The sequence below is a fragment of the Rhizobium subbaraonis genome (genome assembly GCF_900220975.1).
Classification (GTDB): domain Bacteria; phylum Pseudomonadota; class Alphaproteobacteria; order Rhizobiales; family Rhizobiaceae; genus Mycoplana; species Mycoplana subbaraonis.
Genome location: NZ_OBQD01000009.1, coordinates 264924 through 280913 on the forward strand (window position 1 = coordinate 264924; position 15990 = coordinate 280913).

Annotated in this window: 17 protein-coding genes; 8 read left to right on the forward strand and 9 right to left on the reverse strand. The window is 65.6% G+C overall.

Annotated features, from left to right (window positions below; genetic code table 11):
• Window positions 1-13: 13 nt before the first annotated feature.
• Window positions 14-1000 (reverse strand): glutathione S-transferase family protein, encoded by a 987-nt coding sequence (locus CRO48_RS15945; protein ID WP_097140846.1) that lies wholly within the window; start codon window positions 998-1000, stop codon window positions 14-16.
• A gap of 283 nt (window positions 1001-1283) precedes the next feature.
• Here CRO48_RS15945 and CRO48_RS15950 point away from each other — a divergent pair, with 283 nt between their 5' ends.
• The 4 genes from CRO48_RS15950 (at window position 1284) to CRO48_RS32660 (ending at window position 3505) form a co-directional block, all read left to right on the forward strand.
• Window positions 1284-1826: a GNAT family N-acetyltransferase gene (locus tag CRO48_RS15950; RefSeq protein WP_097140876.1), complete on the forward strand. Its 543-nt coding sequence runs from the start codon at window positions 1284-1286 to the stop codon at window positions 1824-1826.
• Window positions 1827-2060: 234 nt separating this feature from the next.
• Entirely contained in the window at window positions 2061-2549 is a 489-nt protein-coding gene (locus CRO48_RS15955; protein ID WP_097140847.1) for a hypothetical protein, read from the forward strand.
• A gap of 138 nt (window positions 2550-2687) precedes the next feature.
• Complete coding sequence (locus CRO48_RS32655; protein ID WP_210201996.1) at window positions 2688-3062, forward strand: hypothetical protein; 375 nt, start codon at window positions 2688-2690, stop codon at window positions 3060-3062.
• Entirely contained in the window at window positions 3050-3505 is a 456-nt protein-coding gene (locus tag CRO48_RS32660; protein ID WP_210201997.1) for a cupin domain-containing protein, read from the forward strand. Before CRO48_RS32655 ends, CRO48_RS32660 begins: the two co-directional genes overlap by 13 nt.
• Window positions 3506-3589: 84 nt before the next feature.
• Here CRO48_RS32660 and CRO48_RS15965 read toward each other — a convergent pair whose 3' ends face one another.
• Genes CRO48_RS15965 through CRO48_RS15980 form a run of 4 tightly spaced genes read right to left on the reverse strand, consistent with a single transcriptional unit; the run spans window position 3590 to window position 10431 of the window.
• Window positions 3590-5659, reverse strand: coding sequence for a glutamine amidotransferase (locus CRO48_RS15965; RefSeq protein WP_097140848.1), 2070 nt, complete (start codon window positions 5657-5659; stop codon window positions 3590-3592).
• A 1-nt stretch (window position 5660) separates the two neighbouring features.
• On the reverse strand, window positions 5661-8477 hold the full coding sequence (locus CRO48_RS15970) for a DUF4159 domain-containing protein (RefSeq protein WP_097140849.1): 2817 nt from the start codon (window positions 8475-8477) through the stop codon (window positions 5661-5663).
• On the reverse strand, window positions 8474-9406 hold the full coding sequence (locus CRO48_RS15975) for a DUF58 domain-containing protein (RefSeq protein WP_097140850.1): 933 nt from the start codon (window positions 9404-9406) through the stop codon (window positions 8474-8476). The genes CRO48_RS15970 and CRO48_RS15975 overlap by 4 nt, the downstream gene beginning before the upstream one ends.
• Before the next feature lie 11 nt (window positions 9407-9417).
• Complete coding sequence (locus tag CRO48_RS15980; RefSeq protein ID WP_097140851.1) at window positions 9418-10431, reverse strand: AAA family ATPase; 1014 nt, start codon at window positions 10429-10431, stop codon at window positions 9418-9420.
• A 159-nt stretch (window positions 10432-10590) separates the two neighbouring features.
• On the opposite strand from CRO48_RS15980, the gene CRO48_RS15985 reads away from it, so the two are divergent.
• The 3 genes from CRO48_RS15985 to CRO48_RS15995 are packed head-to-tail and all read left to right on the forward strand — an operon-like array spanning window position 10591 to window position 13096.
• Window positions 10591-11214 carry a DUF1285 domain-containing protein gene (locus CRO48_RS15985; RefSeq protein WP_097140852.1) on the forward strand — a complete coding sequence of 208 codons (624 nt, stop codon included), beginning with the start codon at window positions 10591-10593 and terminating at the stop codon, window positions 11212-11214.
• A complete protein-coding gene (locus tag CRO48_RS15990; protein ID WP_097140853.1) occupies window positions 11211-11843 on the forward strand; it encodes a CoA pyrophosphatase in 633 nt (210 codons plus the stop codon). The genes CRO48_RS15985 and CRO48_RS15990 overlap by 4 nt, the downstream gene beginning before the upstream one ends.
• Window positions 11840-13096: a CCA tRNA nucleotidyltransferase gene (locus tag CRO48_RS15995; protein ID WP_097140854.1), complete on the forward strand. Its 1257-nt coding sequence runs from the start codon at window positions 11840-11842 to the stop codon at window positions 13094-13096. Before CRO48_RS15990 ends, CRO48_RS15995 begins: the two co-directional genes overlap by 4 nt.
• A 93-nt stretch (window positions 13097-13189) precedes the next feature.
• On the opposite strand, the gene CRO48_RS16000 is transcribed toward CRO48_RS15995, so the two are convergent.
• From CRO48_RS16000 to hemF, 3 genes are all read right to left on the reverse strand, one after another.
• The gene (locus CRO48_RS16000) at window positions 13190-13378 is read right to left on the reverse strand and encodes a DUF1059 domain-containing protein (protein ID WP_097140855.1); all 189 of its coding nucleotides are present in this window, start codon (window positions 13376-13378) and stop codon (window positions 13190-13192) included.
• A 145-nt stretch (window positions 13379-13523) separates the two neighbouring features.
• Entirely contained in the window at window positions 13524-13730 is a 207-nt protein-coding gene (locus CRO48_RS16005) for a hypothetical protein (RefSeq protein ID WP_176526775.1), read from the reverse strand.
• A 216-nt stretch (window positions 13731-13946) separates the two neighbouring features.
• On the reverse strand, window positions 13947-14858 hold the full coding sequence (hemF, locus tag CRO48_RS16010) for an oxygen-dependent coproporphyrinogen oxidase (protein ID WP_097140857.1): 912 nt from the start codon (window positions 14856-14858) through the stop codon (window positions 13947-13949).
• A 176-nt stretch (window positions 14859-15034) separates the two neighbouring features.
• Between hemF and CRO48_RS16015 the strand changes: the two genes are divergently transcribed.
• Entirely contained in the window at window positions 15035-15295 is a 261-nt protein-coding gene (locus CRO48_RS16015; RefSeq protein WP_097140858.1) for a hypothetical protein, read from the forward strand.
• A gap of 240 nt (window positions 15296-15535) precedes the next feature.
• Here CRO48_RS16015 and CRO48_RS16020 read toward each other — a convergent pair.
• The coding region (locus CRO48_RS16020) for a M10 family metallopeptidase C-terminal domain-containing protein (RefSeq protein ID WP_407071932.1) at window positions 15536-15990 on the reverse strand (455 nt) is incomplete at its 5' end.

The following is a 15990-nucleotide window of genomic DNA, read 5'->3' on the forward strand; positions in this document are numbered from 1 at the left end:
AGAGCGTGCGCTTTCAGGCTGCCAGCAACTGGTCGCGCCCGTGTGGGGCCGTGAGATCCTGCTGCGGGCCGTTGGGCACGATTCCGGTCGGATTGATCGTAAGGTGACTACGGTAGTAGTGCGTCTTGATGTGGTGCACGTTAACCGTTTCCGCCACACCTTTCACCTGGTAGAGATCGCGCAGGTACCCCGACAGGTTCGGATAGTCGGCGATGCGGCGGATGTTGCATTTGAAGTGGCCGACATAGACGGCATCGAAACGGACCAGTGTTGTGAAGAGCCGCCAGTCGGCTTCGGTGATCCGCTCGCCGGTCAGATAGCGGCGGGTCGAAAGCTTCTCTTCCAGCTCGTCGAGGGTGGCAAAGAGCCTGACGACGTTTTCCTCGTAGGCGTCCTGCGTCGTCGCGAAACCGGCCTTGTAGACCCCGTTGTTGACGGTGTCGTAGATATGTTCGTTGAGCGCGTCGATCTCACCGCGCAGGGCGGCGGGATAATAATCCTCTCCGGAGCCCGTGACGCCGTCGAAAGCAGAGTTGAACATGCGGATGATTTCCGCGGATTCATTGGACACCGGCTTGCCCTGCCATTTGTCCCACAGCAGCGGAACAGTGACCCGGCCGCTATAGTGCGGGTCGGCCTTCACATAGACCTGCCATAGAGCGTCCAGCCCGAAGAGGTGGTCGACAGTCCCGCCGTCCGTCCCCTTGAACTCCCAGCCGTTCGCCAGCATCACCGGATCGACGATCGATACCGAGATCAGGTCGTCGAGATTCTTCAGGGTGCGGAAGATCAGCGTGCGGTGCGCCCAGGGACAGGCGAGTGACACATAGAGATGGTAGCGTCCCGCTTCGGCCTTGAAGCCGCCTTCGCCCGTCGGGCCGGCGCTTCCGTCCGGGGTGATCCAGTTGCGAAACTGCGAAGGCTGCCGCTTGAAATGCCCCTTCGTCGCCTTCGTATCGTACCAGACGTCCTGCCAGACGCCGTCTACAAGCCTTCCCATGCCTGATCTCCTTCGATTTCCTCATTGTCTTGTCTGAGGAGATAGATAGTGAAACGAACACGCACGAATAGGCTCTATTTTCTGAACAGTGCGTTTTGGGCTTTGACAAGCGGCGATTTTCTGCTATCGGCGCTGTTCAGGAAATTCATGCCGCCGTGGCATGATGTGGAACGCTCGGTTCGAACGATGGTCTTTGCAGGAAACCCGCGACGACGCTGATGCTCAAGACGCCTCTCTTGAGGCGAAGCCATCTATTGTTGTCTCGCATACGGTTTCCGATCCCATGTCCAAGCACGACCTCGTCTACCTGACCGAAGACGCGTCCCACGACGCAGCCATCGAAATCATCAACGAAGAAGCCTTTGGCCCCGGACGGCATGTGCGGGCCGCCGCCCGTATCCGGGAGCAGGGACCGCACGACCTTTCGCTTTCCTTCATCTGCGCCGACGATGGCGAGACGATCGCATCAGTCCGGATGACGCCGGTCATGGCGGGGTCGGTGAAAGGCCATCTTCTCGGTCCGCTCGCCGTGCGGCCTTCGCACAAGAACCAGGGCATCGGGCGGGAACTGGTCCGGATCGCCGTGGAAGCGGCAAAGCGGAAGGGCTCGGAGGCCGTCATCCTCGTCGGCGATCCGCCCTATTATGGCCCGCTGGGCTTCGAGAAGGTCGCCTATAACGCGCTGACCTTCCCCGGACCGGTCGACCCGAAGCGGGTTCTGGTCGTGCCGTTCGCTTCCGACACCCATGCCCGCCTGCAAGGCACGATCGGCTGGCGGCCGGAAGAGGCTGCAGCGCAGCCGTTGGAGCTTGCTGTCGCGAGCTAATGCAGGTCCAGCCTGCACGGCCATTCCTGCCGGAATGGTCGTAGCCGGTCTCTCCAGCTTTTTGTCCGCTTTCGTCTGATCCCGTCTGACTTCTATCCATACCATGGTTTGTCGCTGCCCATTCCTGCGGATGAGGCGGCAGACGGCAGTATAGTTGTGCCGGAATGGCGTTCCTATACTATGGGGCGCAGAGAAAACGCCGCGGCGGACGCGGATTGTTCGGGAGTGTCATCCATGAAGACTGTGGCCCTTGCGATTGTCGTTATCGGTGCATGCCTGGCTTGGAGCAGCAGTCCGGCGCATGCGGCAGGGCTCGAATGCCCGCGGCTTGCCGAACTCGATACGCCCGCCGATCCGGCGGAGGTCGATCGTCTCGGCGCCAAGGGCCTGTTGCTGGAACAGCCGGCCGAGTTGCAGGCGGCTGCCGCTTTCCTGCGCGAGCAGGGTCTTTCGGCCGACGACTCCATCAATCACCTGATTGCGTTCTATTGCCCGTCGGTCGCCGCCGAAGCGGGACTGAGCGACGATGAGAAGGCGGCACGCCTGAGGGCGTTCGCAGCGCAGGCGAGCAGGGCGGTGCTTGCTGAGAGCAACGTCGAGGATCTGGTGTTTCATGTTCCTCTCGATCCGAAGACCGCAGCGGCGGTGAGCGAGCGCGCGAGCAAGGCCGGCGTCACGCCCGAAGAATGGATCGCGCAAACGATCGAAGGCGCGCTTCGATAGGCAGGGAGGGGGAGGCGGAGGGCCACCCCGAGCGGCAAATCCGAAAGCTCTGACGTCGCGGATGCCCGTGGCGAACCGTCCTGCACGCGCATAGGCGTGCCGGACCTGAAAAGTCCGGCCTTTTCAAAGGAGAGAGCCATGTCCAACGAGAGCAATGAGCCTATCAGCGGAGCGCTTGGCGCCAACATCATGGGGCCGCGCAACATCGAACTGGAGCGGCAGAACCCCGATATGCTGCGTTCACCCTATACAGATGCGGGTACGGTTCCCAACCTGAAATTCTCCTTCTCCGCAGCGCGCAACAGGCTTGCCAAGGGCGGCCCGCGCGATGTGCTCGCCCGGAATTTCGGCGTGGCCGAATCCGCCTTCGCCAACCTGCCCGTCGATGTCGAGCATGACCGGTGGATCTTGCCGGCGACGTTGCCGGCCCGCTGGACGCAGACGGGGTGGTATCGCCGGCAGGCACGACCAGGCTTTCCTACTGCGTCAAGCTTTCGCAGATGGAGCCGATGAAGGTTGCGGGCGGGCAAGTCCGCATCGTCGATTGCTCGGTTTTTCCGGCTGCCTCCACCATCGCCGCCGCGCTGGTGGAGGTCGAGCCCGGCGGTTTGCGCGAACTGCACTGGCACCCCAATAACGACGAGTGGCAGTATTTTCTCGAAGGGCAGGGCCGGATGACCGCCTTCACCTCCAGCGGCAAGGCGCGCACGTTCGATTTTCAGGCCGGCGACGTCGGCTACGTTCCCTTTGCCACCGGCCACTACATCGAGAATACCGGGAAGGAACCGTTGCGCTTTCTCGAAATGTTCAAGAGCGCCTACTTCGCCGACATTTCGCTGAACCAGTGGATGGCGCTGTCGCCGCAACGCATGGTGCAGCAGAATCTCAACCTCGACGACGCCACCATGGCGAATCTGCGCAAGGACAAGCAGGTGATCGTGCCGGGGCGCCAATAGACCGATGGGATCGAAGGATGCCCGGCGCGCGGACGTGCTTCAGCCCGCCGGGCATCCTATCGTGTCGGGCGTCCGTCCAGCGTGTCAGCGCCCTTCTCGGTACCAGGTGGCTGAGAGCGCGAGCAGCAACAGGCCGACGCCGGCGAACCCGGCAAAGAGCGACAGGCTGTCGATCCCCTTCAGCACGGTCTCGTTGGTCATGCTCAGCGAGAGGCGCTGCGGGTCGGCGGCGCGCACGGAACCCGAGACCGGCAGGATCGGCGGGACCTCGAGGGTGTCTTGCGCCTCGGCCAGGCGACGTACTGTGCCCTTCGTCTCTTCGGCAAGCGGACCAAGCGTCTCCGTGGTCGAAATTGTCGCTTTGAACTCCGGCGCATCGACGGCGCCGACATGGACCAGGGCGTTCAGGCCGTCGTTCTCGACCTCGTAAAGGCCGGTTTCGGCCGTCTTCACCTCGGCCTTGTAGAGGCCGGGACCGCTTTCCTTGAGCTCGACCATTTCCGTCCGGCCGGAAGGCAGCTTCACCGTTGCGGGGCCGGGTGCATCCTTGATCGTCTGGCGCGTGATCTCCAGCGTCCTGCCGAAGGTGCGCGCCGTCAGGGCCTCTTCCTCCAGCGCCGGTTCCTGCATCAGCCAGTGGGCGGTGCGGCGGTAGAGCGAGACATGCGGGCCGCCGCCTTCGAAACCACGCGCCCATAGCCAGCCCTGGTCGGACAAAAGCATGGCGACGCGGCCCTTGCCGTAACGGTTGAGCACGAGAAGCGGATTGCTGTCGGCCCCCTCCATGACGACATTGCCCTGCGGGCGTGCCACGTCGACGGTGCGGAACCAGCGTCCCCAGTGCGGCGGCTCGTCGAATGCGCCTTCGAGGCCGCGGGTGACGGGGTGTTTCTTGCCCTGCTCGGAAAGGCGCGGATAGAAGGCCTTCTCGTTCATCACTCCCGTCGGCGTTGCCGGAAGGACGACGGAGAGCGGCGTATAAGCGATGGAATCGCTGCCGGCATGCTCGGGCCCCGCGGCGATCAGCAGCGCGCCGCCGTTTTCGACATACTGGGCGATGTTGTCGTAGTAGAGGATCGGCAGCACGCCGCGATGCTGGTAGCGGTCGAAGATGATCAGGTCGAACTCGTTGATCTTGTCGACGAAGAGCTCGCGGGTGGGGAAGGCGATCAGCGAAAGCTCGTTGATCGGCGTACCGTCCTGCTTTTCCGGCGGGCGCAGAATGGTGAAGTGGACGAGGTCGATCGCGGTGTCGGACTTCAGCAGATTGCGCCAGGCGCGCTCGCCGGCATGCGGTTCACCGGAGACCAGCAGCACGCGCAGGTTCTCGCGGATGCCGTCGATGATATGGACGGCGCGGTTGTTGGCGGTGGTGATCTCACCTTCGACCGGCTCCACGGCGAATTGCAGGACGTTGTTGCCGCCGCGCGGAACGGTGAAGCTGAAGGGCGTCTCGGCGCCCGGCGTCGCCGTCTCGGAGGCGATCTCGTTGCCGTTCAGGCGGATGGTGACGCGCGCTGCCGTGCCCGGGCTCTCGCCGTCGTCGGTGACACGGAATTTCAGTTCCTGCGGCTCGCCGACGATGCCGAAGCGCGGAGCGCTCAGCACCTCGATCCGCCGGTCGAATTCGTCCGGACGGCCGGTGATCAGGCCATGCACCGGCGCATTGAAAGCGGAGAACGCCGCGGGATCGGGAATGTCGTGGATCTGGCCGTCGGTGATCATGATGGCGCCACCGACGCGTGAGGGTGGCACGTCGGCCAGCGCGGCCGTGAGCGCATCGAACAGGCGCGTGGACGGCGTGTCGGACTCCGGATCGTCTCCCGCCTCGACGATGCGCGGCTCGATGCGGGGATAGCGGGCGAGATTGTCCTTCACCTGCGCCAGCGCCTGATCGGTCATCGCCGTGCGTTCGGCGTTCTGCTGGCTCTGGCTGCGGTCGACGACGACGGCGACTACGGTCGACAGTGGCTCGCGCTCCTCGCGCATCACGACGGGATTGGCGAGTGCGAGCAGGAGAAGGACGAGCGCGACGGCCCGGAGTCCGCCGCCGCGCATCCGTCGCCAGAGCCCAATTCCGGCCAGCACAAGCGCCAGGGCGGCGATCAGGCCAATGACATACCAGGGAAACAGCGGGGAGAAGGTGACGCTCATGCTACTGGCCCAGCCTTTCGAGAAGGGCGGGTACATGCACCTGATCCGCCTTGTAGTTCCCGGTCAGCATGTACATCATGATGTTGACGCCGGAGCGGAATGCATGCTCGCGCTGCACCTCGTCCGGGGGCACGGTCGGCAAAAGCGGCATGCCGTTGGCATCGATCGCCCAGGCGCTGGCGAAGTCGTTGCCGGTAATCATGATCGGTGAGACGCCGTCGCCGGCGCGGGCCGGACGGTTCGGATCCTGCTGCTGGTCGAGTTCGGCTTCGACCCAAAGGGGGCTGCCGGCATAGCGCCCGGGGAAATTGCTCAAAAGATAGAAGGACTTCGTCAGCACGTGATCCAGCGGCACCGGCTCAAGCGGGGGGATGTCGAGGTTGGCGAGAATGTCGCGCAGCCGCTGCGTGTTGGCGCTGGTGTCGGCGCTGTTCTCCAGCGACGAATACTGGTCGCGGGTGTCGAACAGCACGGTGCCGCCATTGCGCATGTAGGCGTCTATGCGCGCGACGGCAGCGGGCGAAGGCATCTCCGCCGTCGCGCTGACCGGCCAGTAGATCAGCGGATAGACCGCAAGTTCATCCCTGGAGATATCGACCGCCATCGGCTGGCCGGGCTCCAGCGTGGTGCGGTAGGTGAGAAACTCGGTGAGGCCGGCAAGCCCGGCCTCGGAGATGCGGTCGACCTCGTCCTCCCCGGTCAGCACATAGGCGAGATGTGTGGTGTCGAGCCGCTGCAGCAGATCCTCGTCGCCGAACTTGGCGTCGTCGGCGAGCGCTTGTGTCGAGGCGAGCGCCAGCATGGCCACCGAGACGGCGGCCACCGCCACAAGCGCGGTCGCGCCGCGCGCTGGCGTCACCCGGAAGCGGCGCGTGAAGGCGCCGTTCATGAACAGCACGACAAGGCAGTCGGCGAGGAGCAGCAGCGTTGCGATCAGGAACAGGGCCGGTTTCAGCGATTTGGCCATCTGGCCGATCAGGCTCTCGCGCATCAGGGACGCGGCGTCTCCGGTTGCGAGCGGCTGCAGGGTCTGCCCGGCGGTCAGCAGATTGTGGGCGACGAAGCCGTCCTGCGAGCCATAGAGGCCGGGTGGGTTGTCGGCGGTTGCAGCCGTGCTGCCGGCCGTGGCGGGATCGAGGGGCTTTGCCTCGCCGGTGTCGGTCGAAAGCGTGCCGACCGCGGTCAGGAGGCGGTAGGGCGGCAGGGGCTGGCCCTGTGCTTCTCCGCTTGCCGCAACGCCGCCACCGCGCGAAAGCTGCACGCTGCGGCGCAGCATCTCGACGAAGTCGCCGGACAGCGGCAGGTTCGACCATCCCGTCTCGGCGCTGACGTGGAACAGGACGATACGGCCGGCGCCGACCTTGCCGGTGGTCACGAGCGGCGTGCCGTCCGCCAGGCTCGCCCAGGTGCGCTCGGGAAGGTCGGGCGTCGGCTCGGCAAGGACCTGGCGCTTGACCAGGATGTCGCCGGCGCGCGGCATGCCCGCAAACGGGCTGCCGGGCGGATAGGCGGCCAGCGGCTGTGGCTCAGACCAGGAGAGTGCGCCGTCGAGGGCGCGCTCGCCCTTGCGCAGCACCACCGGCACCAGCGGATCGTCGGCAGGGGCGGCCGCAAGCCTCGGCCCGGCGAAACGGATCAGCATGCCGCCTGCCTCGAGCCACTTCTGCATCGGGCCATAGGCTTCCTCCGGAAGGCGGCCGATATCGGCCATGATCAGCACGGACGGACGCTGGTCGAGCAGTTCCGGAATGGCGGCCGCGAGATCGGAAACGTTGGGCCGGATCAGGTCGGAATAGGGGGCCAGCGCCTTTTCGATATAGTGCAGCGGCGACAGCAGCGGCTGGCTGGCGTCGATCGTCTCGCCGCTGAGGAGCGCCACGCGCCGGCGGCGGAACCCGTCGTCCAGCAGATAGGTGCCGCCGGCCGTCGCCAGCCCGTCAACGCTGATCTGCGCAAAATCGTTGCGAAGCTCGAAGGGGGCGGCGATGCTGCCGGTGCCGGTGGTCTCGCCGGCGCGGAAGGCCAGCGTGCCATTTCCGATCGGCCGGCCGCGCGTGTCGTGCGCCGTGACGGCGAGCGTGCGGGCCTCACCGGACGAAAGCCTGCTGGCAGCCACCACCATCGCCTCAGCGTCGTTGTTGGCATCGGTCAGCGCAAGCGCACTGCGACCATCGCCCTCGATCAGGCGCATCTGCGCAGGCTTCAGCGCCTGGAGTGCTGCTACGGTGCCGTCGTCGTCGCCGGCGGCGATCCCGTCGGAGATGAAGGCGAGGGTGCCGGGCGGGGTGCCGGAGAGCGCGGTGTTCAGGGCGGCCACGGCGGCCTGGCGGTTGGCCGGCAGCGGGCGCGGCTGGGCTGCGGCGAGCCGCGTGCGCGCGGATTGCGCGTCGGTCGGCACGGCGTCATGCTGGCGGTCCACGGTGAAGACGATGGAGATCGGCAGGTCGCGCGCCTCGGCATCGTCGATCATCGTGCTGGCCGTATCGACCCGGCGCTGCCAGTCGCCGGCCGCCGCCCAGCTGTTGTCTATGACGAGCGCGAGCGGGCCTGAGGCCGCAAGCGTGTTTTCGCGCGGATTGAGCACCGGATCGGCGATCGCAAGAATGACGGCGGCTGCCATCAGCATGCGCAGCAGCGTCAGCCACCATGGGCTACGGGCGGGCGTCTCCTCGCGCTTGAGGATGGAGGCGAGGATGCGGAAGGGCGGAAAGGCCTCGACGACGGGCTTGGGCGGCGTCAGCCGCAGCAGCCACCAGATCGCGGGCAGGAGCACCAGAGCTGAGAGGACGGCGGGATAGGCGAAGGCAAGGCCACTCATGGGCGCTCCCCTTGGCGTTCACCTGCGGCCTTCATGGCGGGCAGGCCGGAAAGGTACATGTGCACGGCGACGAGGGCCTCGGAGGCGAGGTGATCGGTCCGGTGGGCGATGAAGCTCCAGCCAAGATGGCGCAGGCTGTCGGCCAGGGCCGCGCGTCTTGCCTGATAGGCGCGTGCATAGTCCTCCTTCAAGGTCTCCGCTCGGCCGGCGGTCAGCTTGTCGCCGGTCTCGGGGTCGGTGAACTCCGTCCTCCCGGCATAGGGAAAAAGGTCCTCGGCCGGATCGGCGATCTCGACGACATGGCCGCGCAGGCCCCGGCGCGCCAGCGGGCCGAGCCGTTCCATCACCTCGTCCGGCGGATCGAGGAAATCGCCGATGAGCACGATATCGCTGGACCCGCGGATCATGTCGGTGCGGGGCAGCCCGTCCGCCAGCGGGCTATGGGCTATGGCGGTGGCCAGTCTTTCGGCCGCATTGCGTGCGGCGATCGGTTCCATGACGCCCGGGCAGCCGATCCTTTCGCCGGAGCGCGCCAGGATTTCGGCAAGCGCCAGCATGAGGACGAGCGCACGGCTTTCCTTCGAGACGCTGCCGAGCGTCGACTTGTACATCATCGACGGCGACAGGTCCGCCCAGAGCCAGATCGTGTGGGCAGCTTCCCATTCGCGGTCCCGCACATAGGTGTGGTCGTCGCGGGCGGAGCGTCGCCAGTCGATGCGTGAGAGGCTCTCGCCGTCCACATAGGGGCGGAACTGCCAGAAATTTTCGCCGATGCCGCGCTTGCGCCGCCCGTGCCAGCCGGAGATCACCGTGTTGGCCAGCCTGCGGGCCTCGACAAGGCAATCCGGCATCAGTGCGGCGCGCGCCTGCGCCCGCGAGAGGACGTCTGCGGAAGGGGTACGTTCGACGGTGGTGCCGATGGAGGCCATCACGCGCCCCGTCAGCCGCGGGCCTGCGTGACGAGCGAGGCAATGACGTCGCGCACCGATATGCCCTCGGCGCGGGCGGAGAAGGTCAGCGCCATGCGATGCTGCAGCACCGGTTCGGCAAGCGCCAGCACGTCGTCCACCGACGGCGCAAGGCGGCCCTCGTAGAGTGCCCGCGCGCGGGCGCACAGCATCAGCGCCTGTCCGGCGCGCGGCCCCGGTCCCCAGGCGACCTGCTTGTCGGTCCGGGCATTGCCATGGCCGGGGCGGGCGGAGCGCACGAGCGCGAGGATCGCGTCGAGAACGGTCTCGCCGATCGGCATCTGGCGGATGAGGGTCTGGATTTCCTGCAGCCTGCCCTCGGGGATCGCCTGGCTCGCTTCGGCCTCGGCGGTGCCGGTGGTCTCGAGCAGGATGCGGCGCTCGGCGGCGAGATCGGGATAGCCTACGTCGACCTGCAGCAGGAAGCGGTCGAGCTGCGCCTCGGGGAGCGGGTAGGTGCCTTCCTGCTCCAGCGGGTTCTGCGTCGCCAGCACGTGGAAGGGGCGGGGCAGGTCGTTGGCGCGGCCGGCAACGGTGACGTGGTATTCCTGCATCGCCTGCAGGAGGGCGGACTGCGTACGCGGCGAGGCGCGGTTGATCTCGTCGGCCATCAGCAGCTGCGTGAAGATCGGGCCGGGCACGAAACGGAAGGAGCGCTTGCCGTTTTCGTCCTGGTCCATCACCTCCGAGCCCAGAATGTCGGAGGGCATCAGGTCGGGGGTGAACTGGATGCGGCTTGAGGCGAGGCCAAGCACGCTACCGAGCGTCGCCACCAGCTTCGTCTTCGCAAGGCCCGGCACGCCGACCAGCAGGGCGTGGCCGCCGGAGAGGATCGCGAGCATCGTCTGCTCCACCACGCTCTCCTGTCCGAAGATGACCTTGCCCACCTCCTTGCGGACCAGCGCTATGTCTGCAAGCGCGCGTTCGGCTGCGGCGATGACGGCCTTTTCGTCCAGAGCTGCTTCGGTGGATGTCATAACGCCCATGATCGTCTCCAGATCGCTTTTCCGCCGCCCGCCGGTTGGCGGGTGCCGCTCCAATGGCCGATAGTTTTGAGCTTATCGGCTCTCCTGCTGCTGACAAGTCAGCATGAAATGTCTATCTCGTCACAAGAGCTTGAGATAGGGGCCAACCGGGACGGAACAATGGCGAAGGGCGAAATTCAGGCTTCGGGCGATGCCGCCGGACTGGCGGCGCTGATCGCGCGTGCGGCTGCCGACAAAGGCGGGCAGGAGCGCGGTCTGCCGCCGGTCGACAAGTGGAATCCACCCGATTGTGGCGATATCGACATGGAGATCCGCGCTGACGGCACGTGGTTCTACATGGGCACCCCCATCGGCCGGGCGCCGCTGGTGCGGCTGTTTTCCACTGTTTTGCGCTGCGACGAGGATGGAAAGACCTATCTCGTGACGCCTGTGGAAAAGGTCGGCATCCGCGTGGTCGATGCGCCCTTCGTCGCCGTCGAGATGGAGGCGCACGGCGCGGGGGGCGAGCAGGTGCTGACCTTCCGCACCAATGTCGGCGATGTGGTCGAGGCCGGCGCCGAGCACACCCTGCGCTTCGTCGTCCACGGAAGTAACAAAGAATTGAAGCCCTACCTGCATGTGCGCGGCCGGCTCGAGGCGCTGGTGGCGCGGCCGGTGATGTACGACATCGTTGCCCTCGGGGAGACGCTCGAGGTCGAGGGCAGGGCCATGTTCGTGGTGCGCTCGGGTGGTGTCGTCTTTCCGATCATGCCGCAGGCGGAACTGGACGCGCTGTCGCGATGAGCCTTTCCCTCTACAGCGCGGCCGAATTCCGCAAGCGGGCGATCGCGCAGACGCAGACGATCACCGCCGACAGCTGGCGCGACACCGGTGATGCCAAGCTGAACCCGGCGACGATCCCGCATGTGGAGGAAATGAAGCTGAAGGATGCGGCCGTGCTGGTGGCGGCCATCGACGAGGGCGAAGATGCGCGCCTCATCTTCACGCAGCGTACCGCCACCTTGCGCAAGCACTCCGGCCAGATTGCCTTTCCGGGTGGGGCGGTGGACGATGAGGATCACGACGTCGAGGCGGCCGCGGCCCGAGAGGCGGAAGAGGAGATCGGGCTGGACCGCCGGCTGGTCGAGCCGGTCGGGCGGCTGCCGGACTACATGGCGCTTTCCGGTTTCCGGATAACGCCGGTGCTGGCGGTCGTCAGGCCGGGCTTCTCGCTCAACCTCAATCCGACCGAGGTGGCGGACGTGTTCGAGGTGCCCCTGTCCTTCCTGATGGACCCCGCCAACCACGAAATGGGAAGCGGCGTCTGGCTGGGCAGCGAGCGCCACTATTATCGCATGCCCTACGAGGGGCGAAACATATGGGGCATCACCGCCGGCATCGTGCGGGTGATCTATGAAAGGCTTTACGCATGACGTCGGTTGCTGATCGGGACTGGTTCAGGGAGCCGGCGCTCCGGCGCGTGCTGACCATGCTGAACGCCGATGGCGGTGAAGCGCGGATTGCCGGCGGGGCGGTGCGCAACAGCCTGATGAACCTGCCGGCTGGCGACATCGACATCGCCACGACGCTGGTGCCGGCCGAAGTGGTGGCGCGCGCCAAGGCTGCGGGCATCAAGGCGGTGCCGACGGGGATCGAGCACGGCACGGTGACGCTGGTCATCGGCGGCGTCCCCTTCGAGGTGACGACGCTGCGGCGCGACATGGAGACGGATGGGCGCCGCGCGCAGGTGGCGTTCGGCACCAGCTGGCAGGACGATGCGGAGCGCCGCGACCTGACGATCAACGCGCTTTACGCGACGATGGAGGGCGAGGTGGTCGATCTCGTCGGCGGCCTGCCGGACATCGAAAGCCGCACCATCCGCTTCATCGGCGATGCCGCGAAGCGGATCGCCGAGGATCATCTGCGCATCCTGCGCTTTTTCCGCTTCTTTGCCCTTTACGGCAGCGGGCGGCCGGATGCGGACGGGCTCAGGGCCTGCGCACGGGCAAAGGACAAGCTGCAGTCGCTGTCGGCGGAGCGCGTCTGGTCGGAGACGAAGAAGTTGCTCGCCGCACCCGATCCGTTCCGCGCGCTGTTGTGGATGCGGCAATCCGGCGTGCTGACGGAAATCCTGCCGGAGACGGAGAAGTGGGGTATCGACGCGATCCCGGGCCTGGTCGCCGCCGAACAGGCGTTCGGCTGGACCCCAGAGCCGTTGCTGCGCCTTGCAGCCATGGTGCCGCCGGATGCGGAGCGGCTCGCAGCCCTTGCCGCCCGACTTAAGCTTTCGCGCGCGGAAGCTGCGTTTCTTGGCGATTGGGCGGCCGCGCCGGAGATACCGGCGACGCTTGCAGACACCGCATTCGACCGCATGCTCTACCGAAGCGGCCCGCAGGGTCCGGTCGCGCGGCTCAAGCTTGCGCTCGCTTCCGCCAGAAGCAAGGCGGAGAACGATCCGACCCAGATGGCCTATGTCGGGCTGTGCCAGCGTCTCCTTGCAAGCGCCGAGCGCTGGACGCGGCCGAGCTTCCCGTTGTCGGGCGCGGATGTTCTTGCAGCCGGCGTGCCTGCCGGGCCGAAGGTGGGTGATCTGCTTGCCGCGCTGGAGAAGGATTGGGTCGAGACGAATTTCAATCTCGATCGCGACACACTGCTTTCACGTCTGGCGGAAAAAATCGGACGGTAGCCGCCGGTTCGTTTGCTACGGATGAGCGTATTACACCGCCGCTACCGGCGGCGGTGCCTCGGCTTGCAGGTTCGGCTGAAGCCCTCCGGGCGGTCAGGCGCCGACCTTGTTCTCGTCGACGATCCGCGCCTTGATGTTGTCGACCATGTTTTCGCGAATGACCGTCTCGCCATGCGCATTGCGCAGGTGCTCGACGACCCGGCGCACGATTTCGGCGTCGTTGTCGGCGCGTGTATGCCATTCACAACCCGGGACGAGGGTTCCGCATTCGAAAAGTCTCATTGCAAGTCTCCCTTCGTTGGCTGGCTTTCATATCTCGGCACTTGCCGGCCAGGCTCGGCAGCCCGAACATCTTACAGGCATTCAAGGAAAACGTGGACCGCGCGGCGAGGTTCCATCCCGCCGCAATCCGCATTGGCGCGAGCCTTCAGTTGCTGAGGCGGCCATGCTCCGGTTTCGCCCAGGCGTCGAAGCATGCGGACGAGTGATATTTCTCGTCCTTCGTCCCGTGCGGTGCCTGTTTGCGTGACAATTGCAGGCGGGCCTGCGCCAGAAAATAGTCTCGCGGCAGATTGCTGCCGCTCTCGATGCGCAATTGTTCTGCGATGGAATTGATGATGTCGGCGTCTTTCATGCCGGCAGTCTCATTCATCATGATAACCCTCCTCCGATGGAACCATGCGGGACTATGGTATCATGAAAAAGACTAGCGCGGTATGCGAAGGGCGTAGTTGATCTGGCGCAAGCCGGCTCAGGCGCGATGCGATCCTTCAGTCCGGCCGCTCGACGCCTTAGGTCTCTGACTTCACTCCTGTCATCATCGCAAAACCGCGACGGCGCCAGGCCTGCATCAGGGCCAGCGCACGACCGGCGGGAGCGAGGACAGGATCGATTCGACGTTGCCACCCGTCTTCAGGCCAAAGATCGTGCCCCGGTCGTACAGCAGGTTGAATTCCACATAGCGGCCGCGGCGAACCAACTGTTCGTCGCGGTCCTCTTCGGTCCAGCCATTGTTGAAGTTGTTGCGGACGATCTTCGGATAGACCAGGCCGAACGCGCGGCCGACGTCGCGGGTGAAGGCGAAGTCCGCCTCCCAGCCGCCTTTGTCCTGCGGCGAATGCAGCCAGTCGTAGAAGATGCCGCCGATGCCGCGCGGCTCGTTGCGATGCTTGAGGAAGAAGTACTCGTCGCACCAGGCCTTGAACTTCTCATAGTCGGCGACGGGATGCTGGTTGCAGGCGATCTCCATCGCCCGGTGGAACAGCACCGTATCGGGATCGGTCTGCGCGCGCCGGCGCCCCAGCATCGGCGTCAGGTCGGCGCCGCCGCCGAACCAGTGGCTGGTGGTGACGACCATGCGCGTGTTCATGTGCACCGTCGGCACGCCCGGGTTCACCGGATGGGCGATCAGCGAGATACCGGAGGCCCAGAAGCGCGGATCTTCGGACGCGCCCGGGATCTGGCTTCGGAATTCGGGCGAGAACTCGCCGTGCACGGTCGACGTATGGATGCCGACCTTCTCGAACACGCGACCCGACATCAAGGACATGCGCCCGCCGCCGCCCTGGCCCTCGTCGCGCTGCCAGTCGCGCGGGGCGAAGCGCCCAGGCTCGCGGTCGCTCAAGGGGCCTTCCAGCTCGTCTTCCAGTGTCTCGAAGATGTGGCACAACTGGTCACGCAGCGCCTCGAACCAGTCGCGCGCCTTTGCCTTGCGTTCTTCGATGTCGTCCGGCAGGCCCATCGGCAGGTCCGGTCTTTCCATTGTCATTTCCCGATTGTCTGGCGGCATTGTACGGCCGATTCGAATTCCGGCACACTTCCCATTTTTTGCTGCCGTTTGGCAACGTCGCCGTCGCATTCGCGTTTTTCCAAGCGACTCGCCAAAGTCGCCGGGGCATCCTATCTTAGAGACATGAATGTGCTGCCGGAGGCTTCTGAATGGCGCGTATTCCAGGCCCTCCGCCGCTCGACGGACTGAAGCGGCGGATCGAAGAAAGCAGGCGGGCTCGCCCCGCAAGACGCAGCGGACAATTCATTCGCGAGACCTTCCTTCTCGAGCGGGACGCTGCGCGGCAGAAGGCGCGCGAGTGGTTCGACACCTGGCCGAAGGCCGCCTACTGGACGGAGGTGGAAAGCTGGCGGCCGCTGGAGGGAGACAGGATCGAGTTCACCATGCGTCGGCTGCCAAGCGCCGACTGAGCGGAGCCCGCGCGGCGGGCATCTGGAGCCGCGACAGCGCCGCCTGCTGTCAGCGCTCACGTTCATCGTTCACCCGCCTATGCGCCGGACGCAATTGTCTGGCAGTGCGGCTGTGCGCGCAGAAGTCCGGCGAGCGAGGGATGGCGGTTCGGCAACGAAGTACCCGACCGGCGACTGCCCCCCTCCCGTCAAAAAAAGCCGCCCATCCTGCGATGAGCGGCTTCGAGATATTTGCGGCCGTTACAGCAGGAAATCGTCCGCCTTGAAATCGACGAGGCTGTCGATGTGGATGACGAAGTCGGACTTGCCGTCGCCGTTGACGTCGCCATAGACATAGGTGTCGGCCTTCTCCTTGAAGTAGCGCAGCTCACCGGCGGTCTTGGAGAACTTGTCCGTGCCGATGAACGAGAACGCCTGATTGCCCGACTTCGTGGTGACGGCGTCGATGCCGGTCAGGTCGATCAGGTCCTTCTGCTTCTGGGAGAAGTCGAAGATCGTGTCGCTCTTGGCCTTCGAGCTCGAGAGGTCTGCGAGCGACTTGAACACGAAGGTGTCCGCCCCCTTGCCGCCATGGAGGTCGTCAGCCCCCTTGCCGCCAATCAGCGTGTCGTTACCGCTATTGCCCTTGAGCACGTCCTTGCCGGCCCCGCCGGAAAGCACGTTGGCCTTGCCGTCGCCCGTCAGCCTGTCGGCAT